The following is a 20741-nucleotide window of genomic DNA, read 5'->3' as shown; positions in this document are numbered from 1 at the left end:
TGAATGTGACGTACGAGGTGGCCGGGCGGAGTCGTCGGAAGCGTTGCGGAACCGTCTCGATGGCGCAACAACAGGCGCCGGCGGGGCGGAACGTCAAGGTCAGGACACGATGTCCTTACGACTGAACCCCCGGAAGGCGAGCGCGAACAGAATCAGGGCATAGGTCACCGATACGGCCGCGCCCTTCACCATCCCGCCCCATTCGAGGTCGGGCTGGAGCGCGTCGGCCCACGCGAACTGCCAGTGCGCGGGCAGGAATTCACGCCAGGTACCGAGCGCGGTGACGGCGTCCAGGACATTGCCGACGATGGTCAGTCCGACCGCGCCGCCCACCGCGCCGAGCGGTGCGTCCGTCTTCGTCGACAGCCAGAACGCCAGCCCGGCGGTGACCAGCTGGGAGAGGAAGACGAAGGCGACGACGAGAGCGAGGCGCGGCACGGTGTCGGAGGTGGCGAGGGCGCCCCCGGTGGGCAGCTTCAGCGGCCCCCAGCCGTACGCCACCGCTCCCGCGGCCAGCGCGACGAGCGGCAGCATCAGCATCGCGGCGAGGCTGAAGCCGAGCGCCACGACGAGCTTGCTCCAGAGCAGCCTGGCCCGGGGCACGGGCGCGGCGAGCAGGTAGCGCAGCGAGGACCAGCTGGCCTCGGAGGCGACGGTGTCCCCGCAGAACAGTGCGACCGGCACCACCAGCAGGAAGCCGGCGGAGACGAAGAGGCAGGTCGCCGCGAAGTTCGCGGCGGACTCCGTCGCCACGTCCATGAGGTTGATCCGCGAACCGCCTCCGCCGCCGCCCCCTTCACCGCCGCCGGGGGTGCCGCCGACCGCGAAGGCGATGATCAGGATGAACGGCAGGGCCGCCAGCACCCCGAACATCAGCAGGGTGCGGCGCCTGCGCAGCTGCCTCATCGCCTCCACGCGCAGCGGCAGGGTGCGGCGCGGGCGGTAGCCGGGGGCTTCGGGCAGTGCCTGGATCTCTGGTGCGGAGCTCATGCGGATCCTTGGGAGATGAGGGTGAGGAACGCGTCCTCCAGGCGGCGGTGCGGCCCGACGCCCGTCACCGGCACGTCGAGACGGACCAGTTCGGCGACCAGCTGTGACGCGGTGGCGCCGTCGAGGCGGACCAGCAGGCCGTGACCGTCGTCGAGGGGGACGGCGGAGCCGATGCCCGGGAGCGCGGCCACCTTGTCCACGAGCGGTTCGGCCACCTCGGCGCCGGTGGTGACGAGCAGCATGTCGCCGGAGCCGGTGATCTCGGCGACCGGACCGGCCTGGACGAGCTGTCCCCGGTCCATGACCACCAGGTGGGTGCAGGACTGTTCGACCTCGGAGAGGAGGTGGCTGGAGACGATCACGGTCCGGCCGCCGGCCGCGTACCGGATCATGACGTCCCGCATCTCGCGGATCTGGGGCGGGTCGAGCCCGTTGGTCGGTTCGTCGAGGATGAGGAGGTCCGGCATGCCGAGCATGGCCTGGGCGATGGCGAGCCGCTGCCGCATGCCCTGGGAGTAGGTGCGTACGGCGCGGGCCAGGGCGTCGCCGAGTCCGGCGATCTCCAGGGCCTCGTCGATGTGGGCGTCCTCGGCGGGGCGCCCGGTGGCCTGCCAGTACAGCTCCAGGTTGGAGCGGCCCGACAGGTGCGGGAGGAAGCCGGCGCCCTCGACGAAGGAGCCCACCCGGGACAGCACGGGCGCCCCGGGGCGGATCGCGTGCCCGAAGACGCGGATCTCACCGGCGTCGGGGGTGATGAGACCCATCAGCATGCGCAGGGTGGTGGTCTTGCCCGCGCCGTTCGGTCCGAGGAGGCCGAGGACCTGCCCCTTCTCGACACGGAAGCCCAGGTCGCGCACGGCGTACCGGTCGGCGGACCCGGAGTACTTCTTGGAGAGCCCGGTGATCTGCAGCGGGACTCCGGCCAGCTCCGGGTCGGGGGCGGGGGTGGCGGTGCGCCGGCGTGCGGTGAGCAGGAGGGCGGCGGCGATGACGAGCCCGGCCGCCGGGAGTCCCCAGGTCCACCAGGGCATGGTGGCCGCGGCGGTCTTCACGGCGGGTGCCGTGGGGACGGTCAGCGGTCCGTCGAGGGAGACGGTGTACGTCGCGGGCTCGGCCGGTGAGGCGTAGGCGAGGTCGGTCGCGGAGAGGACGACGCGGAGGCTGTGCCCGGCCTCGACCTCGTGGTCGACGGCGGGCAGGGTCAGCTCGACCGGCTTGCCCTGTTCCTCGGGGGTGATGCGGTACGGCGCGACGAGTTGGGAGGGCAACACCTGCTGCTTCCCGTCCGGCGAGACGTCGTAGACCTTGCCGAACAGCACGGCGTCGCCCTGGTCCGCCTTCACGTTCACGCGGACCGTGGGCGATCCGGTGACATGGACGGCGCCGTCCAGCGGGGCGGAGTCGAAGCGGGCGTACTGCCCGGGGAAGTCGAGGGAGAGCCCGACGCCGAGCGAGGACAGCTGGGAGAGCCCGCCCCCGATGCCGGGGAGGGCGGAGACGGAGGGCGGGCTGGCCCCGGCGGGGTTGCGGAAGGTCTGCGTCAGGTTCCCGGCGGGGGCGCTCTGTCCGCCGCCGGTCCCGGGCCGGTCCATCGCGCCGCCCGTCCCGGGCTGCTGCCCGGCGCCGGTGAGGGGGATCTTCCGTCGGCCGCTGGTCAGGCCGGGGTAGGAGGCGCTGCTCGCGCCGCGCTTGAGGGCTGCGCCGTCGGTGGAGTCGACGCCTCCGGTCCGGGTCACGCGGAAGCCGGGCCCGGTGTCGGCGCCCTTGTCCTGCTTCAGGTACCGGTCGAACCAGTCGCCGACCCGGCCCTGGACGCGGTCGCCCTCGTCGTCCCCTCCGTCGTGTCCGCCGGCGATCCAGTCGACGGAGACGGGCGCGCCGTTGGCCTTGATGGCCTTGGCCATGGCGTCGGCCTGGCCGAGCGGGAACAGCGAGTCGCTCTGGCCCTGGAGGATGAGCGCGGGCACGTCGATCCGGTCGGCCACGGCCTCGGGGGAACGTTCCGCCAGAAGCTTCCGTGCGGCCGCGTCCGGGGTGCCGCTGACGGCGACCCGTTCGTACATCTCGCACAGCTGCTTCTGGAACCTCTCGCAGCCGCCGCCGGAGGAGACGAAGATCCCGGCCCAGAGCTTCTTGAACACCCCGTCCGGGAAGAGCGCGTCGGCGAGGTTCCAGTAGCTGATCACGGGGGCGATGGCGTCGACCCGCTCGTCGTACCCGGCGGCCAGCAGCGACACGGCACCACCGTACGAAGCGCCGGTGACCCCGATGCGCGGGTCGCCCTTCGCGTCGAGCTGGACCTCGGGGCGGCCGGCCAGCCAGTCGATGAGGCCGGAGACGTCCTTGACCTCGCCGTCGGGGGCGTTGAGCGTGATCTCCCCGGTCGTCCTCCCGAATCCACGGGCGGACCAGGTCATGACGGCGTACCCGTCGGCGGCCAGCTTCTCGGCCTGGGCGCGCACATCGTTCTTGCTGCCGCCGAAACCGTGCCCGATGAGGACGGCCGGCCGGGGCTTCGTGCCGCCGGACGTGAAGTACGACGTGTCGACCGACACCCCGTTCATCTTCATCATCCGGTCCTGCCGGTGCACGGTCGGGGCGCTGTCGTCGGCGACGGCGTTCCAGGTCCCGGCGCCCACGAGCACGGCGAGGGCGGCGACCACCGCGGCCCACCGGCCTGGGGTACGGGGCAGCCGGTGCCGCCACCGGGAAGTCGGTTTCTCCATGACTCGACCCTAAACGGAGCGCACGGTGCACCAGGATGCCGCCAGGGGGAGCTCCCCGGCCTCCCTGAGAGGTACGGCACGGCCCACCCGTACTCCGCCTGCGGTACACCGACCTCGCGAAAGGCCCATACGTGCACATCCGCCCCGCCACCACCACGGCCGAGCTCCTCGCCGCCCACCGCTCGGCGGGAGCGGCCGACGACGGGGTGTTCTCGATGCTGACCTGGGAGTTCTGACCGTCCGACGCCGAGGAGCGGCAGGTCGCGACCCCTGACGAACGTCCCGTACGGACCCTGCCGTTCGGCCCGGGTGCCCGCCCGGCCGCCGCTCCTACGTTCGTCGGCATGACGAACCCACACTCCCGGGCCGCCCGCCTGCTCCGCGCGGCAGCCCTTCTGGCGTCGGCCGGCGGTGCCGTCGCGCTCCTGTCACCGGGTGGGCTCGGCCGGGCCGAGCCCACCGAGGTCACCCGGGGCGTCTCCGTGTCCGTGTACCGGTCGCTGACGGCGGCGGTCGCGGACACGCCCGGGGCGGCCCGCCTCCTGGAGCCGCTCACCGAGATCACACTGATCGCCCTGGGCCTGCTGCTGCTCCTGCTGGGCTGGACGGCGGTGCGCCGCGGGGACCCACGCCTGGCCGCCGGTTCCCTCCTGACCGGCACCGGGACCGTGATGGCGTACGCCGTCAGCGAGGCACTGAAACTGGTGGTCGACGAGGAACGCCCCTGCCGGGCCGTGCCCGGTGCCGAGGCGGTGGCCGGGTGCCCGGAGGCCGGGGACTGGTCGTTCCCCAGCAACCACGCCACCCTGGCCGCCGCACTGGCGACGGGGCTCGCGCTCCGACGGCCCCGTCTGGCCGCGGTGACAGTGCCGCTGGCCGTGGCGGCGGCACTGCTGCGCGTCCTGGCAGGGGTCCACTACCCGCACGACGTGCTGGCCGGCGCGCTGCTCGGTGCGGCCGTGGTGGCGGCGGTCCTGATCGTCGCCCAGCGGCCGGTGGAGCGCGCCGTCTCAGCCGTTCTCGGCCGTCCGGGCGGGCGTGACACCCGCTTCGTGGGCCACGACGGCGGCGGCGGCCCGGTTCTCCACACCGAGGCGGGACAGGACGGAGCTGACATGCGCCTTGACGGTCCCCTCCACCACATGGAGCCGCCGGGCGATCTGCCCGTTGGTCAGCCCGCCGCCGAGCAGCGACAGCACCTCGCGTTCCCTGGGGGTCAGCCCGGCGACCTTCTCCCGGGCGGCGGCCCGGCGCCCGGCCCGGTCACCGGCCCCGCCGGACGCGAGGTGCGCGACCACACGGGCAGTGACCTTCGGTGAGAGATAGGCGGCGCCGCCGGCCACCGCGCGTACCCCCGCGACGAGTTCCTCGGGCTCGCCCGACTTGATGAGGAAACCGGCGGCCCCGCAGCCGAGCGCCCGCAGGATGTAGTCGTCCTCGCCGAAGGTCGTGAGCATGATGACGCCGGTGGCGGGGGCGATCCGGCCGATCTCCGCCGCGGCTTCGATGCCGTTGGTCCTCGGCATCCGTACGTCGAGCACGGCCACGTCGGGGCGGTGGAGCCGCACCAGTTCCACCGCCTCGTGTCCGTCGGCGGCCTCGGCGACGATCTCGATGTCCGGGTCGGTGGAGAGCACGGCCCGCACACCGGCCCGGATCATCGGCTCGTCGTCGGCGATCAGCACCCGGGTCATCGCGCGCTCACCCGGCCAGGGCGTCGAGGGAGATCAGCGTGTCGTCGCGGAAGCAGAGCCGGTAGGCGTCCCCGGACCGGCTGTCGAAGCGGTCGGCCGTCATCGCGTAGTACTCGCACGTCACTCCTCGTCCCTCGGGCCGCTCACCACCCGTCGGCCGGTGGACCGACTGGCGGTCCGGCAGCACCCGCCGCACCTCTGCACGATCCTGCCCCACCCGGAGCCGGGCGTAGTCCCCCGGATCGAGGGTCGAGCGTGCCGCCGCCACCATGTCCCACCCGGTCACCGCGGCGCCCAGCACCGCGCCGGCGCCCAGCGGGACCAGCAGCGCGACGGCGAGGGCGCGGCCCGTACGCCGCCGCGCGCTGCGGAACTCCGACGGCGCCCCGGCCCCCGACGGTCCGGCCGTGCCCGGTGCGGGGCGGTCCGGCAGCCGTGCCGGGAGGTGGTGCGGCAACCGCGCCGACACGGCGTAACCGCCGTCCCGGGGCCCGTGCTCGAAGGTGCCCCCGGCGAGCCTGACCCGCTCGTCGAGCCCGATGAGCCCGCGGCCCCCCTGCCCCGGCGGCGGCCCGGCCGGGGCCTTCGCGGCACCGTTGACGACGGCCACCTCGGTCTCCGTCTCCGAGTGCCTGACCTGGACGGTCGTCGTCGCGCGGGGCGCGTGCCTGGCCACGTTGGTCAGCGCTTCCTGCACGACCCGGTGCACGGCCCGCCCGACGACGGGAGGAAGCCCGTCCTCCTCGCCGTCCACCCTCAGTTCGACCCGCAGCCCGGACCCGGCCGCGTCACCGACCAGTTCGGTGAGCTCCTGCCCCTGCGGCCGCAGCGGGGGCCTGGCCGTGTCCTCGCTCAGGACGCCGATGACCTCGCCCAGGCGCTCGACCGCCGTGGCGGCCCGCGCCCTGATGTCCTGGGCGGTCCGCCGGTGCTGGTCGTCGAGGCCGGGTGCCAGCTTGAGGGCCCCCGCCGAGAGGGCGATCAGACTCAGGTCGTGGCCGAGCACGTCGTGCATGTCCTGTGCGATGCGGGCCCGTTCGGCCAGCCGGGCCTGCTCCGCGACCAACCGCCTTTCGCGTTCCAGCTGTTCGGCCCTCTCCCAGCCGGCCCGGACCAGCTCCTGGTACTGCCGCCAGAACCGCCCGGCGAACCAGGGCAGCAGGACGCCCAGGACCAGCACCCCGACGAACCGGGTACCGAGCGCCAGCAGGGGCGGCACCAGCGAGGCGGCCACCACTCCCGCGGCGAGCACGGCGGCCAGCGAACCGACCACGGCTCCCGTACGTCCGGGGCCCCGGCCGGCCAGGAACGCGGCCACCACGGTCGCCGCCGCCCACCACGGGTCCACCAGGGCCAGCCCGCCGGACACGGCCACCGCCGCGGGCACCAGGACAGCCGCCACACGTTCCCCGCCCATGTCCCGGCGCGGCATCAGGTTCAGGTTCACCGGCCCGACGGTACGGAATCGGGGGCCTGCCCGGCACTGCCGAAAGTCAGGGTCGTATCCAGCCAGGAAATTCGATGGCAGCGGTGCCGCGCCCGCTGTCAGGCTCCCGCCATGAACGCGAAGCGTCCCGAGGTGCTCCTCATCGGCGGCCGGGCCGGCGTCGGCAAGACGACGGTGGGCTGGGAGGTCTCCGACCGGCTGCGGGAGGCGGGGGTCGCCCACGCGATCGTCGAGGGCGACTACCTCGGCCAGGTCCACCCGCCCCCGGCTGACGACCCGCACTGCGCGGCGATCACCGAGGCCAACCTGGCCGCCGTGTGGCGGAATTACGCCGCACTCGGCCACCACCGGCTGATCTACACCAACACGGTGAGCGTGCTGCCCGGTTCGGCCGCCATGTTCGAGCGGGCGATGGGCCCCGGTGTACGGATCGTCCGCGCGCTGCTCACCGCGTCGGACGCCACGGCGCTGGCCCGGCTCTCGGCCCGGGAGATCGGCTCCGCCCTGGACCGCGAGGTCGCGGGCAGTGCACGCAAGGCCAGGCTCCTGGACGAGAACGCCCCGCCGGACACGGCGCGGGTGGCCACGGACGGCCGGACGGTGGTGGAGATCGCCGCGGACCTGCTGGAACTCACGGGGTGGCGGGGACCGGACGGGGAGCGCTGAGATCCAGCGGTGTCTCCACGGGCAGCAGGGCGGTGGCCCGGTCCCGCTCCCCCGCGCGGACCGCCGCGTGCACCTCGCGGGCCAGGGGTGTGACATCGCGGACGGACACGGTCCACTCGTCGGCGTACCGCCGGGAGGCCTCCCCGGAGAGCCCGAGCTGGAGCGAGCGGTACGGCAGCGGGTTCAGGGCGAGATCGCGCTCGGGGTCCCACTGGACGCGCGCGGGCGCGGACCGCAGCGCCCGCTTCCAGGCGCCCTGGTCCTCGTGCACCTTCCGTACGTAGTGCGAGAGTTCGGCATGCTCCAGCGCCCAGGCGAAGCCGTCACGGGTGATCTCGACGGCGAGCACGGTCTCCTGGCCCTCCTTCATACCCCAGCCGCAGCGGTACATCATCCACAGGAAGCTCGGCTTGATCCACGTCATCCGGTCGCGCTTCCAGGCGGGTGGGAAGCGCCCGTCACGGGCGGCGGGCAGCCCGATGGCCGGTGAGTAGGCCTGGTACACGGTGACGGTGGTGTCGGTGTGCTGCGCGCGGATCTCGTAACGCGGCGGGTCGGTACGGTCGTTCATGCGCCCAGGATGCGGGACCCCGGCGTGTCGCGGCATCTGGTTTTCGCCTCGGCCGGCCACGCACGGAGGCGGCTCCCCCGCACCGCGCCGCGGTGGGGAGGAGCCGCCGGTACCGCTCGTGTCAGCGGGATCCGAGCAGGGTGCGCCAGGTGTTCGGGCCGATCACGCCGTCGACCTGCAGCTTGTGGTTCTTCTGGAAGGCGACCGTCGCCGACTTCGTCTTCGTGCCGAAGCCGCCGTCGACCGAGAGACCGTAGCCGTAGACGTTCAGCTGCGTCTGCGCCGCCTTCACCGCCGCGCCGGACGAGCCGGACTTCACCACCTTGATCAGCTTGGACCAGGTGTTCGGACCGATGACCCCGTCGGCTGCGAGGCCCCGGGCCTTCTGGAACTTGACCACCGCGGCGCGGGTGTTCGGGCCGAAGCTGCTGTCGGCCGCGATCGAGTAGCCCTGGGCGGCCAGCAGCTGCTGGGCGGACTTCACGTCCGCGCCCTTGGACCCGCTCTTGAGGACCGGCCAGGAGACGCTCGGGGCCGGAACCTGCCCGCCGCCGCCACCGCCACTGCCGCCGCCCAGCTTGACCGGACGGAAGGGGTCGTAGTTGTCGCTGCCGATCCCGTACTTGAGCTGCCGGTGGGTCGTGCCGTACGTACCGCGCTGTTCGTACGCCCAGTAGGCGCTGTGCGCCGTGTTGGCCCACTTCTCGAAGATCACCACGTGGCGGAAGTCGCCGTCGTCGGTCCTGTAGTCGATCAGCAGGTCACCCTTCTTCAGCTGACTCACGCTGCTGAGGCGCTTGGTGACGCCGCTTCGCGAGTCGGCCAGCCCGACGGTGTTCAGGCCGGGCTTCCCCAGCCCGAGCGCCATGGAGACGAAGCCGGAGCAGTCCTGACGGTAGCCGTCCTTCCAGTTGCGCTCCATGCTGTACGGCACCGGGCCACCGTTGTTGGCCGTGAGCCAGACGCGGGCCCGGTTGATCATCGTGTCGGGCGAGAGCGTGGACGTGGCCATGGTCGACAGCTCGCCGACCTGCGTGACGAGCTTGCTGTCGGCCTCGGGCTCCGGCCCGTAGTCGGCCTGGGCGGCGACGGCCGCCGGCTCCGAGGAGCCGCTGTCGGCGAGCGACGGTACGACGACGATTGCTGCAGCAACACCTCCGGCGGCGATGCCGATGAGAGCGATCCGGGTGCGGCGCGTGAACCGGCTGCGAAGTGACATGATTTCTGATCCCCCGTGTCCCTTGGATTGTGGCGCGACGACCCGAATGGGCCGACCACGTGCGGAGCTCCTGCCGTTCACCGGGGGACTGACTGCGCTCCCCGACGAGTCATTACGATGGCAAAGTTTGCTTCCCACGCCCAGCGCTGTACGGAAGCCGCATCAGTCAGTGACGCGACCCCGACAATGTTCGGGATGTGTGACCGTCGCCGGAACCGGCGTACAGGCCTGCCGACCTGTCGTACCTGAAGGGCTTTCCCATGACCCGCACCACCCCGCCACGTCCCCTCGACGTGGAGGCGGCCTTCCCCTCCCTCGCGGCCCACCGGCGCACAGCCACCCGGCTGCACCCACGTCATGGCACTCCCGGCGTACAGGAGAGCTCGGTGGCGGGCCCGCTGCTGTGGCCGGCCGACGAACCGTGGCCGGTGTGCACGGCCGTACACCCGAAGGGCACGGGCCACCTCCTCTCCGACCTGCGGCTGCGCCGCCGGATCCAGGAGGACGCACGGGGGCGGGGATACACCGAGGACGAACAGCGCCTGCTCGCCGCACCGGCCCGGGGGCACCATGTCCCGGACCTCCACGACGGCGACCCGGTGCCGCTGCTGGCCGTCGCCCAGTTGTACGCACGCGAGGTCCCGGATCTCGTGGGACCGCAGGGGCACGATCTGCTGCAGGTCCTCTGGTGCCCCTTCGAGGTGCACGGGGACGCCCGCACGATCGACGTCGTGCTGACGTGGCGGCGCTCGGCCGAGGTCGGCGCCGTACTCGCCCCGCAGCCCGAGCCCTTGGTCGCTGGTCGCGCCGAATGCGTGCCGGTCATGTGCGTCGTGCACCCGGAACAGGTCGTGGAGCACGAGTACCTCGGGCTGCTGGACCAAGAACTCCAGGAGGAGATCGACGCGTGGGAGGAAGGGCTCCGCGACGAGGCGGACGACGCGGAGGAGGACGACGACTGCTCCTCCCCACCACGGAGTTACGCGACGTACGAGGAGTACGAGGCGGCCATGGCCTCGGACCGGGCCGAGGAACCGGAGGAGGTCGACTACATGAGCGACCTGTCGATCGCGCCCGGCTGGAAGGTCGGAGGCTTCGCCTCCTGGCATCTGACCGATCCCGCCCCGGTCGACTGCGGGGTGTGCGGAGCGGCGATGCCGCCCCTGCTCACCGTGGGCCAGCGGGAGTGCGACGGGGCGTCACGCAGCTGGCTGCCGGTCGAGGACCGGGACGCCTCCGACGACCCGCGCGTCATCGACCCCACCGGGGTCTACCTCGGCCGCGGCCTGATGCGCGTGCACACCTGCCCGGCCGATCCCGCCCACCCGCACCGGCTGAGCTTCCAGTAGGGGCCCGTGCGACAGGTTTTCGAGGGCTACGACGGGCGCCGCTCCGGCACCGGGCGCAGCCCCGGCCAGCGGTCCAGGACAGCGCGGCGCAGGTCCCCCGCGACGGTCCGGAGATGCCGCAGCTCCCCCTGCTCCTCGGCCATGTCGGCGACAACCCCGAGCCGGTGGGCGAGGCGTCGGCGGGCGGTCGCCGTGCCCCAGGTCCAGTCCTCGTCCGGGATGCGGGCGAGGTGGTCGGTGGTGGAGCGGTGGGCGCGCTGGACCAGGGCGTCGCCCCGGATAAGCCAGCCCGCGCAGGCGTCGGCGAGGCCGGTGTCCGGGAGTGCGGTGCCGGTCGCGGTGCGCCAGGCCGTGCGGTAGGCGGCCTCGGCCCGCTCCAGCAGGGGGCCGGACGCCCTCGTGACGCACCAGCAGGTGGGGAATCCGATGCGGAGGTAGGCGAGTTCCATCAGGCCGCTGCCCAGGGACGCCTGCTCGAAGTCGATGAACCTGACGCCGTCCGGGGTGTGCAGGTCGTTGCCGGGGCACGGGTCGCCGTGGAGGAGGGCGGTCCCTTCCGCGCGGCCGAGGCGCTCCACGAGGGCGTGGAGTTCGTCCCGTACGCCCGGTGGCCCGGAGATCCCGAGGGTCTCGGCCAGGGTGAGGAACGAGGTGACGTCGGCGCCGGTCGGGCCCTGCCAGCGGGGCAGCGCCCCGGCGTCGCCGGGGCGGGCGGTGGCGTGCAGCCTGGCGAGGGCGGCCGCGTAGCCGACGATCCAGTCGGCGGGCGGCCGCCGCTCGTCGAGGTGTTCGAGGACCAGGACCCGCTCGGCCGGGTCGGTGCCGAGGAGCGCGGGCACGACCGGGGTGCCGGGCGCCCGGCCTGCGATGCGCAGGCCGGCCACCTCGCGTGCGTACCGCTCGTCGGCCCCGGGGCCCGCCACCAGCTGCTTCAGCACCGCCGGACGGCCGGACAGCTCGATGCGCCAGACCTGTGAACGGGGGCTGCTCTCCAGGACGGAGGCCTGCCCGGGCGGGCCCAGACGGGCCCGCAGGGCCTCGCCGAACGGAAGCTGCGACCCCGGCACCATGCGGTCAGTCTTCCACCCGGCGGGGCCCCTGTCCGTCGTGTCAGTGATTGCGGGGGAAGCCGAGGTCCACGCCCGCCGGGGCGTCGGCCGGGTCGGGCCAGCGGGTGGTGACGACCTTGCCGCGGGTGTAGAAGTGCACGCCGTCGTTGCCGTAGATGTGGTGGTCGCCGAAGAGGGAGTCCTTCCAGCCACCGAAGGAGTGGTAGCCGACCGGCACCGGGATCGGGACGTTGACGCCGACCATGCCGGCCTCGATCTCCAGCTGGAAGCGGCGGGCCGCCCCGCCGTCGCGGGTGAAGATCGCGGTGCCGTTGCCGAAGGGCGAGGCGTTCATGAGGGCGACGCCGTCCTCGTACGTCTCGACGCGCAGGACGCTGAGGACGGGGCCGAAGATCTCGTCGCGGTAGGCGTCGGAGTCCGTGGAGACGTTGTCCAGGAGGGACAGGCCGATCCAGTGGCCGTCCTCGTAGCCCTCGACCGTGTGGCCGGTGCCGTCGAGGACGACGTCGGCGCCCTGTGCTGCGGCCCCGGTGACGTAGGTGGCGACCTTGTCGCGGTGGGCGGCGGTGATGAGCGGGCCCATCTCGGAGGCGGGGTCCGTGCCGGGGCCGATCGTGATCTTCTCGGCGCGCTCACGGATCTTCGCGACCAGCTCGTCCGCGATGGAGTTCACGGCGACGACGGCGGAGATGGCCATGCAGCGCTCACCGGCGGAGCCGTACGCGGCGGAGACTGCGGCGTCCGCCGCGGCGTCCAGGTCGGCATCCGGGAGGACCAGCATGTGGTTCTTCGCGCCGCCGAGCGCCTGGACGCGCTTGCCGTTGGCGGACGCGGTGGCGTGGATGTACCGGGCGATGGGGGTGGAGCCGACGAAGGAGACGGCGGCGACGTCGGGGTGGGCGAGGAGCCCGTCCACGGCGACCTTGTCACCGTGCAGGACGTTCAGCACACCGTCGGGCAGCCCCGCCTCGGCGGCGAGCTCGGCCAGCAGGTTGGCGGCCGACGGGTCCTTCTCGCTGGGCTTGAGGACGAAGGTGTTCCCGCACGCGATCGCCAGCGGGAACATCCACATCGGCACCATGGCGGGGAAGTTGAACGGGGTGATGCCCGCGACGACGCCGACCGGCTGCCGGATCGAGGAGACGTCGACCCGGCTGGAGACCTGGGTCGACAGCTCGCCCTTGAGCTGGGTGGTGATGCCGCAGGCCAGCTCGACGATCTCCAGGCCGCGGGCGACCTCGCCGAGCGCGTCGGAGTGCACCTTGCCGTGCTCGGCGGTGATCAGCGCGGCGATGTCGTCGCGGTGGGAGTCGAGCAGGGCGCGGTAGCGGAAGAGGACGGCGGTGCGCGCGGAGAGCGAGGAGGTGCCCCACGTCGCGTACGCGGTCTTCGCGGCGGATACCGCGGCGTCGACCTCCTCGGTGGAGGCCAGCGCCACCTGGGTCGTGACGGCGCCGGTCGCCGGGTCGGTGACCGGACCGTAGTTGCCCGACGTGCCCTCGACGGCCTTGCCACCGATCCAGTGGTTGACGGTCTTCATGACGGGGTCTCCTTCACAGGTGGCGGCGTCGGGCTGCGATCTGCCGGTCGTACTCTTTCCTGGCCTCGACCGCCGACGGGCGGGTCGCGGTTTCGGCTACCGGAACATCCCACCACGCCTGTGCCGGGGGCGGCCCCGACACTGTGTCTGGCGTTTCGGTCTCGACGTAGACACAAGTGGGGCGGTCCGCGGCGCGCGCCTCGGCGAGGGCCCGGCGCAGCTCCCCCACCGAGCCGGCGCGCAGGACGTGCATGCCCAGCGAGGCCGCGTTGGCGGCGAGGTCGACGGGGAGCGGGGCGCCGGTGAACGCCCCCTCGTCGGTGCGGTGGCGGTAGGCGGTGCCGAAGCGTTCGGCGCCGACGGACTCGGAGAGGCCGCCGATGGACGCGTATCCGTGGTTCTGGAGGATGACGAGCTTGACGGGCAGGCCCTCCTGCACGGCGGTGACGATCTCGGTGGGGTTCATCAGATACGTGCCGTCGCCGACCAGCGCCCAGACGGGCCGGCCCGGTGCCGCGAGCTGGACCCCGAGGGCGGCGGGGATCTCGTAGCCCATGCAGGAGTAGCCGTACTCGACGTGGTACTGCTGCGGGGAGCGGGCCCGCCACAGCTTGTGGAGGTCGCCGGGGAGGGAGCCCGCCGCGTTGATCAGGATGTCGTCCTCGGTGACCAGCTCGTCCAGCAGGCCCAGGACCTGGGCCTGGGTGGGGCGGGCGTCCGGGTCTCCGGTGGCGAGGGCCGCGTCGACGCGCTGCTCCCAGCGGTCCTTGGCGTCGGTGTACTCGCTCTCGTAGGCGGGGTCGACGCGGTGCCCGCATGCGCCGAGGGCCTCGCCGAGGGCTTCGATCGTGGTGCGGGCGTCACCGACGAGGGGCAGGGCCGCGAGCTTGTGGGCGTCGAAACCGGTGATGTTGAGGTTGAGGAAGCGAACGGCCGGATCGGCGAAGAGGGTGCCGGAGGCGGTCGTGAAGTCGGTGTAACGGGTGCCGATCCCGATGACGAGGTCGGCCTCGCGGGCGAGCGCGTCGGCCGTGGCGGTCCCCGTATGACCGATGCCGCCCACGTCGGCGGGGTGGTCGTGGCGCAGGGACCCCTTGCCGGCCTGGGTGGAGGCCACGGGGATGCGGGTGGCGGCGGCGAACGCGGCGAGCGTCTCCTCGGCCCCGCTGTGGTGGACCCCGCCGCCCGCGACGATCAGGGGACGGCGCGCGGCACGCACGGCCCGGACGGCCTGGTCGAGTTCGTACGGATCGGGGGCCGGCCTGCGTACGTTCCAGACGCGCGTCGCGAAGAACTCGGCCGGCCAGTCGTACGCCTCCGCCTGCACGTCCTGCGGCAGCGCGAGCGTGACGGCGCCCGTCTCCGCCGGGTCGGCGAGGGTGCGCATGGCCTGGAGGGCGGCCGGGATCAGCGCCTCGGGGCGGGTGACCCGGTCGAAGTAGCGGGAGACGGGGCGCAGGCAGTCGTTGACCGACACATCGCCCGCGTACGGCACTTCGAGCTGCTGGAGCACGGGGTCCGCGGGGCGGGCCGCGAAGGTGTCGCCGGGCAGGAGCAGCACGGGCAGGTGGTTGACGGTGGCGAGCGCGGCCCCGGTGACCAGGTTGGTGGCGCCCGGGCCGATGGAGGTGGTGACGGCGTGGGCGGAGAGACGGCCCGACTGGCGGGCGTATCCGACGGCGGCGTGCACCATGGCCTGCTCGCTGCGGCCCTGGAGGTACGGCATCGCGGGGCCTGCCTCGACGAGCGCCTGCCCGATGCCCGCGACGTTGCCGTGGCCGAAGATGCCCCAGGTCGCGTCGATCAGGCGGTGGCGGCGGCCGTCGCGCTCGGTGTACTGGCGGGCGAGGAAGGCGATGAGTGCCTGGGCGGTGGTGAGCCTGCGGGTGGGGCCGGGGGTGCCGCTGTGGGCGGTGCGGGGTGTGGTCACCGGGCGGCCTCCGTCCCGTGGAGCGGCAGCCGGGGGTCGACGGGCTGTCCGGGCCAGGTGTCGCGGATCCAGCGGTGGTCGGGGTGGTCGCGGATCAGCCACTCGCGCTGCTCACCGGGGCCCGCCATCACGTTCAGGTAGTACAGGGTGCGGCCGGGCGGGGCGATGGACGGGCCGTGCCAGCCGTCGGGGATGAGCACGGCGTCACCGGTGGCGACCTCGGCGAGGACGTCGGTGCCTCCGGGGCGGGACGGCGACACCCGGTGGTAGCCGAGGCCGTCGCCCTCGACCTCGAAGTAGTAGATCTCCTCCAGCACCGACTCGGTGCCGGGGCGGTGCTCGTCGTGCTTGTGCGGGGGGTACGACGACCAGTTGCCGCCGGGGGTGAGGACCTCGACGGCGATGAGCCGGTCGCAGTCGAACGTGTCGGCGGCGGCGAAGTTGTTCACCTGGCGCGAGCACGCGCCGGCGCCGCGGAACTCGACCGGTACCTCCGGCGCGGGGCCGTAGCGAGCGGGGAGTCGTCGCTCGCACTTCGCTCCTGCCAGGGCGAAGCGGCCTCCTGCGCCGGAGGCGATCTGGGCGCGGGCGTCGCGTGGGACATAGGCGAAATCGGTCGCTGCGCTGAACACGTCTTTCCTGCCCAGCAGTTCAAAGATCTCACCTGCTGCCTGCACCGTACAGCCACCGGACAACGGCAGGATGATCCATTCGCTCTCCCCGGTGACCAGGGTGTGAACACCACCTGGTCCGAGCTCCAGGACGCGCAGGCTCGACCGCTCCCACCCGGCGCGCTCCGGGTCGATGTCGAGGGCGTAGGGGCCGCGTGCTCCACGGCCGGCCCTGAGGTGGTGCCTCTGCTGCTCGTCGGTCGTCTCCATGGCTCCATCCCTACCCGTCGTCCCGCTCGTTCACGGTCGCCCTCCGGCCGTGGGCGTTCACAGCAGCCCCACGGCCGTGTCGACCGCCCCCGCCACGTCCCCGTCGGCGGGGTAGAGCAGCGAACGCCCGACCACCAGCCCTTGCACGGTCGGCAGCCGCAGTGCGCCACGCCATTTCTCGTACGCCGTGTCGGGGTCGCCCGTGACCTCGCCGCCGAGCAGGACGGCGGGGAGGGTCGAGGCCCGCATCACCCGGTCCATGGCGGCGGGATCGTCGGTGACGGGGACCTTGAGCCAGGTGTACGCGGACGTCCCGCCGAGCCCCGAGGCGATGGCGATGGAGGTGGTGACGGCGGTGGCCCCCAGGTCGGTGCGGAGCCCGTCGGGGGTGCGGTGGCAGAGGAACGGCTCGATGAAGACGGGCAGCCGGAGGGCCGCCATCTCGTCCACGGTGCGCGCGGCGGTGTGCAGGGTGTCCAGGGAGCCGGGGTCGTCGTGGTCGATCCTCAGCAGGAGCTTGCCCGCGTCGTAGCCGTGGCGGGCGAGGTCGGCGGGGCGGTGGCCGGTGAAGCGGTCGTCGAGCTCGAAGGCGGCCCCCGCGAGCCCGCCTCGGTTCATGGAACCGAGGACGACCTTGCCCTCCAGGGCGCCGAGGAGCAGCAGGTCCTCCAGGACGTCCGCGCCCGCGAGGACGCCGTCGACACCGGGACGGGCGAGGGCGAGGCAGAGGCGTTCCAGCAGGTCGAAGCGGTCGGCCATGGCCAGGTCGTCGTCGCCGACGGCGAGGGCGCCGCGGGCGGGGTGGTCCGCCGCGATGATCATCAGGCGTCCGGTGGGGCCGATGAGGGGGCGTCTGCGGCGGGCGGCGGCGGCCTCGGCGACGGCTTCGGGGTGGTGGGCGCGGAGCCGGACGAGATCGGCGAAGCCGGCCGCGGCGGGCGGGGTCACGGGGTGGCTCCCGGGGTTCCTGAGGCTCCCGCGGCTTCCGTTGCTCCTGCGGCTCCTATGACTCCCGTTGCTCCTGCGGCTTCCGTTGCTCCCGCGGCTTCCGTTGCTCCCGCGGCTCCTGTGACTGCGCCGATCCGGCCGTCGGTGAGGGCCTGCTCGACCTCGTGGGGGAACGGCATGGCGGACGAACAGGCGAGGCGGGAGGCGACGATGGCCCCGGCCGCGTTGGCGTAGCGCATGATGTGCGCCGTGTCCCAGCCGGCGAGGAGACCGTGGCAGAGGGCGCCGCCGAAGGCGTCCCCGGCGCCGAGGCCGTTGACGACGTCGACGGGGAGCGGCGGGATCTCCGCGGTGGTGCCGTCGCGGTGTACGGCGAGGACGCCCGCCGGTCCCTGCTTGACGACGGCGAGTTCGGGCCCGGCGGCGAGCAGCGCGCGGGCGGCGGCGTGCGGTTCGCGTTCCCCGGTGGCGATCTCGCACTCGTCGAGGTTGCCGACGGCGACCGTGGCGTGGGCGAGGGCCTCGCGGTAACAGGCGCGGGCGGCTTCATCGTTCCCGTCCTTCCGCTCGCCGCCCTCGCCCCAGAACATGGGGCGCCAGTCGAGGTCGAAGACGGTGGCCCGCGGGTGGCCGGGCGCGCCCGGCGGAGCTGTCGCGCCACGGGCCCGGAGCGCGGTGAGGGTCGCGGTGCGGCTGGGTTCGGCGCACAGTCCGGTGCCGGTCATCCAGAAGATCCGGGCGGTCCGCACCGCGTCCAGGTCGAGCTCCGCGCTGTGGATCTCCAGGTCGGGCGCCTTGGGCTGCCGGTAGAAGTAGAGCGGGAAGTCGTCCGGCGGGAAGATCTCGCAGAAGGTGACCGGGGTCGGGTACTCCGCGACGGCGCCCACCCAACGGTCGTCCACCCCGAACTCCGCCAGCGCCTGGTGGAGATAGTCGCCGAAGGGGTCCTGGCCGGTCCGGGTGATCACCGCCGTGCGCCGTCCCAGCCGGGCGGCCGCCACCGCGACGTTGGACGGTGAGCCGCCGAGGAACTTGCCGAAGGTCTCGACCCGGGCCAGCGGTACACCGGTTTGCAGCGGGTAGATGTCCACCCCGATGCGCCCCATGGTGATCACGTCGTACGGCTCAGGCATACGCATCCCTTCGACCCGGTGCTCCGGCCCGGCACAGCGTCCCGGGAGTCGGCCACGGCCGGACGGCCGCTCCCAGGTCTAGCCCTCGCCCGGAACCCTGTCAACACTTTGTCCGGACATTCGGACGAACTCTTGACACTCCATCCCGAGCGCTGGAGGGTGGGCGATATGACCTCCTCCGTACCCTCTCCGGCCCGCATCCGCATCGGTTCGGCACCCGATTCGTGGGGAGTGTGGTTCCCCGACGATCCGCAGCAGGTGCCCTGGGAGCGGTTCCTGGACGAGGTCACCGAGGCGGGCTACGAGTGGATCGAGCTCGGCCCGTACGGCTACCTCCCGACCGATCCCGCCCGTCTCGCCGACGAGACCGCCCGCCGGAATCTCGCCGTCTCCGCGGGCACCGTCTTCACCGGATTGCACCACGGTCCGGCCGTCTGGGACCGGACCTGGGAGCATGTCGCGGGCATCGCGGCACTCACCCGGGCGATGGGCGCCGGGTATCTGGTGGTCATCCCGTCGTTCTGGCGGGACGACAAGACGGGTGAGGTGCTGGAGGACCGCACGCTCTCCGCCGCACAGTGGCGTGACCTCACCACCCAGACGGAGCGGCTGGCCCGCGAGGTGCGGGACCGCTACGGGCTGCGGATCGTGGTGCACCCGCACGCCGACACGCACATCGACAGCGAGGAGAACGTCAACCGCTTCCTCGACGCCACCGACCCGGACCTGGTCTCCCTCTGTCTCGACACCGGGCATTACGCGTACTGCGGCGGGGACAGCGTGAAGCTCATCAGGACCTACGGCGAACGGATCGGCTATCTGCACCTCAAGCAGGTCGACCCGGCGGTGCTCGCCGACGTCGTGGCGAACGAGGTGCCCTTCGGTCCGGCCGTGGCGCGCGGCGTGATGTGTGAACCGCCGGGTGGAGTGCCGGCACTGGAGCCCGTGCTGGACGCCGCGCGGGCCCTCGGCAAGGACCTCTTCGCCATCGTCGAGCAGGACATGTATCCCTGCCCGCCCGACAAGCCGCTGCCCATCGCCCGCCGCACCCGTGAGTTCCTCCGCATCTGCGGGCCCGCGCGGCCGTCCGCCTGAGCACCCACCCTGAGCCGCCCCTCCCGTCACCGTCGTCACGGCAGGCCACAACCGCCGCAGCAGTCACTCCCCTGTCACGTATGTCCGCGTTCAGCTGAGCCTGTGTCACGGACTCGCGACGCCCCCTGCCCGGCCCGGGCCCCTCTCGTTCACCGGGACAGAGGCGCACGGACGTACAGAGAGGTGTCATTCATGACGGACAGAACGCTCTGGTCGTACAAGGACATTGCGGCGCACATCCGGGTCCAGCCGGACACGATCCGCTCGTACCGCAAGCACGGGCTCCTCCCGGCTCCCGACGATGTCCGGAACGGGAAGCCCTACTGGTACGTGGACACCGTCCTCGCGTGGATCGCGTCCCGGCCCAGCAACCGGGGCCGCTGAGGCCGGAGGGATCCGAACACCCAGGACGCTCAGGCTCCCTTCGCCGGTTCGATGATCGTGACGCCCGCTCCGGGGGCGGTGCCCATCGCGGCGAGGGCCGCCGGGGCGGCGTCCAGTGTGAGGGTGGAGATCACCAGCAGATCCGGCCGCAGGGTGCCGGCCCGGACCATGTCCATCATCGGCGGGTAGTCATGGGCGGCCATGCCGTGGCTGCCGAGGATCTCCAGCTCCTGCCCTATCACCCGGGCCATGGGTACGACGGGATCACCGGCCGCCGACGGCAGCAGCCCGACCTGGACGTGCCGGCCCTGCCTGCGCAGGCTCCGTACCGAGGCGGCACAGGTGATGGGGGACCCCAGCGCGTCGAGCGACAGATGCGCACCGCCGCCGGTCAGTTCCCGTACGGCCGCGTCGGCACCGCCGGGGTACCCCGAGGCGTCCACGCACACCGCCGCGCCGAACGCCCGCGCCAGCTCCAGCGCCTGCGGCGAGACGTCGACCGCGACGACCCTGGCTCCGCAGGCCACCGCGATCATCACGGCCGACAGGCCGACCCCGCCGCAGCCGTGCACGGCGACCCACTCCCCCGGCGCCACCCGGCCCTGCCCCACGACGGCCCGGAACGCCGTGGCGAACCGGCATCCGAGTCCGGCAGCCGTGGCGGACGACAGCCCTTCGTCCACCGCGACCAGGTTGACGTCGGCCTGCTCCAGCGCCACGTACTCCGCGAAGGAGCCCCAGTGGGTGAAGCCCGGCTGGGTCTGCCGCTCACAGACCTGCTGGGCGCCGGCCGCACAGGCGGAGCACCGGCCGCAGGCGCAGACGAAGGGCACGGTGACCCGGTCGCCGGCGCGCCAGTTGTGCACACCGGGGCCGACCTCCTCGACCACCCCGGCCAGTTCATGACCGGGCACGTGCGGGAGGGCGATGCCCGGGTCGTGTCCCATCCAGCCGTGCCAGTCGCTCCGGCACAGCCCCGTGGCCTCGACCCGCACCACGACTCCCCCGGCCGAGGGAGTGGGGTCCGGAAGGTCCCGGACCCGGGCCTCCTGCCCGAACTCCTCGAACACCACTGCCCGCATCGGTCCCGCCTCCCCT

General features: G+C 73.0%; 17 protein-coding genes and 1 pseudogene. 5 read left to right on the top strand and 13 right to left on the bottom strand.

The features are described 5' to 3' along the window. Positions 1–99 precede the first annotated feature (99 nt). Both ACIRD8_RS14995 and ACIRD8_RS14990 read right to left on the bottom strand, forming a co-directional pair. A complete protein-coding gene (locus ACIRD8_RS14995) occupies positions 100–990 on the bottom strand; it encodes an ABC transporter permease (protein ID WP_403990419.1) in 891 nt (296 codons plus the stop codon). Beyond that, positions 987–3716: an alpha/beta fold hydrolase gene (locus tag ACIRD8_RS14990; protein WP_403990416.1), complete on the bottom strand. Its 2730-nt coding sequence runs from the start codon at positions 3714–3716 to the stop codon at positions 987–989. The genes ACIRD8_RS14995 and ACIRD8_RS14990 overlap by 4 nt, the downstream gene beginning before the upstream one ends. Positions 3717–4060: 344 nt before the next feature. Here ACIRD8_RS14990 and ACIRD8_RS14985 point away from each other — a divergent pair. Next, positions 4061–4693, top strand: a pseudogene (locus ACIRD8_RS14985) (phosphatase PAP2 family protein); the annotation flags it as partial. Positions 4694–4726: 33 nt separating this feature from the next. Here the strand turns inward: ACIRD8_RS14985 and ACIRD8_RS14980 are convergent. Further along, complete coding sequence (locus ACIRD8_RS14980) at positions 4727–5410, bottom strand: response regulator (RefSeq protein WP_403990413.1); 684 nt, start codon at positions 5408–5410, stop codon at positions 4727–4729. A gap of 7 nt (positions 5411–5417) precedes the next feature. Then, positions 5418–6857, bottom strand: coding sequence for a sensor histidine kinase (locus ACIRD8_RS14975; protein WP_403990411.1), 1440 nt, complete (start codon positions 6855–6857; stop codon positions 5418–5420). Positions 6858–6968: 111 nt separating this feature from the next. On the opposite strand from ACIRD8_RS14975, the gene ACIRD8_RS14970 reads away from it, so the two are divergent. Continuing rightward, positions 6969–7523 carry a hypothetical protein gene (locus ACIRD8_RS14970; RefSeq protein WP_403990408.1) on the top strand — a complete coding sequence of 185 codons (555 nt, stop codon included), beginning with the start codon at positions 6969–6971 and terminating at the stop codon, positions 7521–7523. Here the strand turns inward: ACIRD8_RS14970 and ACIRD8_RS14965 are convergent. Together ACIRD8_RS14965 and ACIRD8_RS14960 are read right to left on the bottom strand one after the other, a co-directional pair. Beyond that, positions 7489–8094, bottom strand: a complete 606-nt coding sequence (locus ACIRD8_RS14965) for a DUF4291 domain-containing protein (RefSeq protein ID WP_403990405.1) — start codon at positions 8092–8094, stop codon at positions 7489–7491. The genes ACIRD8_RS14970 and ACIRD8_RS14965 overlap by 35 nt on opposite strands. Positions 8095–8215: 121 nt before the next feature. After that, complete coding sequence (locus ACIRD8_RS14960) at positions 8216–9313, bottom strand: peptidoglycan-binding protein (protein ID WP_403990403.1); 1098 nt, start codon at positions 9311–9313, stop codon at positions 8216–8218. A 260-nt stretch (positions 9314–9573) separates the two neighbouring features. Here ACIRD8_RS14960 and ACIRD8_RS14955 point away from each other — a divergent pair, with 260 nt between their 5' ends. Continuing rightward, complete coding sequence (locus tag ACIRD8_RS14955) at positions 9574–10662, top strand: hypothetical protein (protein WP_403990400.1); 1089 nt, start codon at positions 9574–9576, stop codon at positions 10660–10662. 26 nt (positions 10663–10688) lie between these two features. On the opposite strand, the gene ACIRD8_RS14950 is transcribed toward ACIRD8_RS14955, so the two are convergent. From ACIRD8_RS14950 to iolC, 6 genes are read right to left on the bottom strand one after another with little or no spacing between them, the layout of a single operon-like run. Then, positions 10689–11732 carry an aminoglycoside phosphotransferase family protein gene (locus tag ACIRD8_RS14950; RefSeq protein ID WP_403990397.1) on the bottom strand — a complete coding sequence of 348 codons (1044 nt, stop codon included), beginning with the start codon at positions 11730–11732 and terminating at the stop codon, positions 10689–10691. A gap of 40 nt (positions 11733–11772) precedes the next feature. Beyond that, positions 11773–13272 carry a CoA-acylating methylmalonate-semialdehyde dehydrogenase gene (locus tag ACIRD8_RS14945; protein ID WP_403990394.1) on the bottom strand — a complete coding sequence of 500 codons (1500 nt, stop codon included), beginning with the start codon at positions 13270–13272 and terminating at the stop codon, positions 11773–11775. Between the two features lie 13 nt (positions 13273–13285). After that, the gene (gene iolD / locus ACIRD8_RS14940) at positions 13286–15202 is read right to left on the bottom strand and encodes a 3D-(3,5/4)-trihydroxycyclohexane-1,2-dione acylhydrolase (decyclizing) (RefSeq protein WP_403990392.1); all 1917 of its coding nucleotides are present in this window, start codon (positions 15200–15202) and stop codon (positions 13286–13288) included. Further along, a complete protein-coding gene (gene iolB, locus ACIRD8_RS14935; RefSeq protein ID WP_403990390.1) occupies positions 15199–16083 on the bottom strand; it encodes a 5-deoxy-glucuronate isomerase in 885 nt (294 codons plus the stop codon). Before iolB ends, iolD begins: the two co-directional genes overlap by 4 nt. 57 nt (positions 16084–16140) lie before the next feature. Next, positions 16141–17031, bottom strand: coding sequence for a deoxyribose-phosphate aldolase (locus ACIRD8_RS14930; protein ID WP_403990387.1), 891 nt, complete (start codon positions 17029–17031; stop codon positions 16141–16143). Next, positions 17028–18164, bottom strand: coding sequence for a 5-dehydro-2-deoxygluconokinase (iolC, locus tag ACIRD8_RS14925; RefSeq protein ID WP_403990384.1), 1137 nt, complete (start codon positions 18162–18164; stop codon positions 17028–17030). Before iolC ends, ACIRD8_RS14930 begins: the two co-directional genes overlap by 4 nt. 168 nt (positions 18165–18332) lie before the next feature. Here iolC and ACIRD8_RS14920 point away from each other — a divergent pair, with 168 nt between their 5' ends. Both ACIRD8_RS14920 and ACIRD8_RS14915 read left to right on the top strand, forming a co-directional pair. Next, positions 18333–19259 (top strand): sugar phosphate isomerase/epimerase family protein, encoded by a 927-nt coding sequence (locus ACIRD8_RS14920; RefSeq protein WP_403990382.1) that lies wholly within the window; start codon positions 18333–18335, stop codon positions 19257–19259. A gap of 192 nt (positions 19260–19451) precedes the next feature. Beyond that, on the top strand, positions 19452–19643 hold the full coding sequence (locus ACIRD8_RS14915) for a helix-turn-helix transcriptional regulator (protein WP_403990379.1): 192 nt from the start codon (positions 19452–19454) through the stop codon (positions 19641–19643). 29 nt (positions 19644–19672) lie between these two features. Here the strand turns inward: ACIRD8_RS14915 and ACIRD8_RS14910 are convergent, their stop codons facing one another. Next, positions 19673–20725, bottom strand: coding sequence for a zinc-dependent alcohol dehydrogenase family protein (locus ACIRD8_RS14910; RefSeq protein ID WP_403990376.1), 1053 nt, complete (start codon positions 20723–20725; stop codon positions 19673–19675). Between the last annotated feature and the right edge of the window lie 16 nt (positions 20726–20741).

The organism is Streptomyces sp. NPDC102451 (assembly GCF_044765485.1).
GTDB lineage: Bacteria > Actinomycetota > Actinomycetes > Streptomycetales > Streptomycetaceae > Streptomyces.
The sequence above is the reverse complement of the archived record's forward strand: the minus strand, read 5'-3'. Positions and strand labels throughout refer to the sequence as shown.

What these genes read in the sequence shown, in the direction of transcription:
- ACIRD8_RS14955 (WP_403990400.1), top strand. Translation starts at nt 9,574, where the DNA reads ATGACCCGCACCACCCCGCCACGTCCCCTCGACGTGGAGGCGGCCTTC.
- ACIRD8_RS14970 (WP_403990408.1), top strand. Translation starts at nt 6,969, where the DNA reads ATGAACGCGAAGCGTCCCGAGGTGCTCCTCATCGGCGGCCGGGCCGGC.
- ACIRD8_RS14915 (WP_403990379.1), top strand. Translation starts at nt 19,452, where the DNA reads ATGACGGACAGAACGCTCTGGTCGTACAAGGACATTGCGGCGCACATC.
- ACIRD8_RS14945 (WP_403990394.1), bottom strand. Translation starts at nt 13,272, where the DNA reads ATGAAGACCGTCAACCACTGGATCGGTGGCAAGGCCGTCGAGGGCACG.
- ACIRD8_RS14990 (WP_403990416.1), bottom strand. Translation starts at nt 3,716, where the DNA reads ATGGAGAAACCGACTTCCCGGTGGCGGCACCGGCTGCCCCGTACCCCA.
- iolB (WP_403990390.1), bottom strand. Translation starts at nt 16,083, where the DNA reads ATGGAGACGACCGACGAGCAGCAGAGGCACCACCTCAGGGCCGGCCGT.
- ACIRD8_RS14980 (WP_403990413.1), bottom strand. Translation starts at nt 5,410, where the DNA reads ATGACCCGGGTGCTGATCGCCGACGACGAGCCGATGATCCGGGCCGGT.
- ACIRD8_RS14920 (WP_403990382.1), top strand. Translation starts at nt 18,333, where the DNA reads ATGACCTCCTCCGTACCCTCTCCGGCCCGCATCCGCATCGGTTCGGCA.
- ACIRD8_RS14950 (WP_403990397.1), bottom strand. Translation starts at nt 11,732, where the DNA reads ATGGTGCCGGGGTCGCAGCTTCCGTTCGGCGAGGCCCTGCGGGCCCGT.
- ACIRD8_RS14995 (WP_403990419.1), bottom strand. Translation starts at nt 990, where the DNA reads ATGAGCTCCGCACCAGAGATCCAGGCACTGCCCGAAGCCCCCGGCTAC.
- ACIRD8_RS14960 (WP_403990403.1), bottom strand. Translation starts at nt 9,313, where the DNA reads ATGTCACTTCGCAGCCGGTTCACGCGCCGCACCCGGATCGCTCTCATC.
- ACIRD8_RS14965 (WP_403990405.1), bottom strand. Translation starts at nt 8,094, where the DNA reads ATGAACGACCGTACCGACCCGCCGCGTTACGAGATCCGCGCGCAGCAC.
- ACIRD8_RS14910 (WP_403990376.1), bottom strand. Translation starts at nt 20,725, where the DNA reads ATGCGGGCAGTGGTGTTCGAGGAGTTCGGGCAGGAGGCCCGGGTCCGG.
- iolC (WP_403990384.1), bottom strand. Translation starts at nt 18,164, where the DNA reads ATGCCTGAGCCGTACGACGTGATCACCATGGGGCGCATCGGGGTGGAC.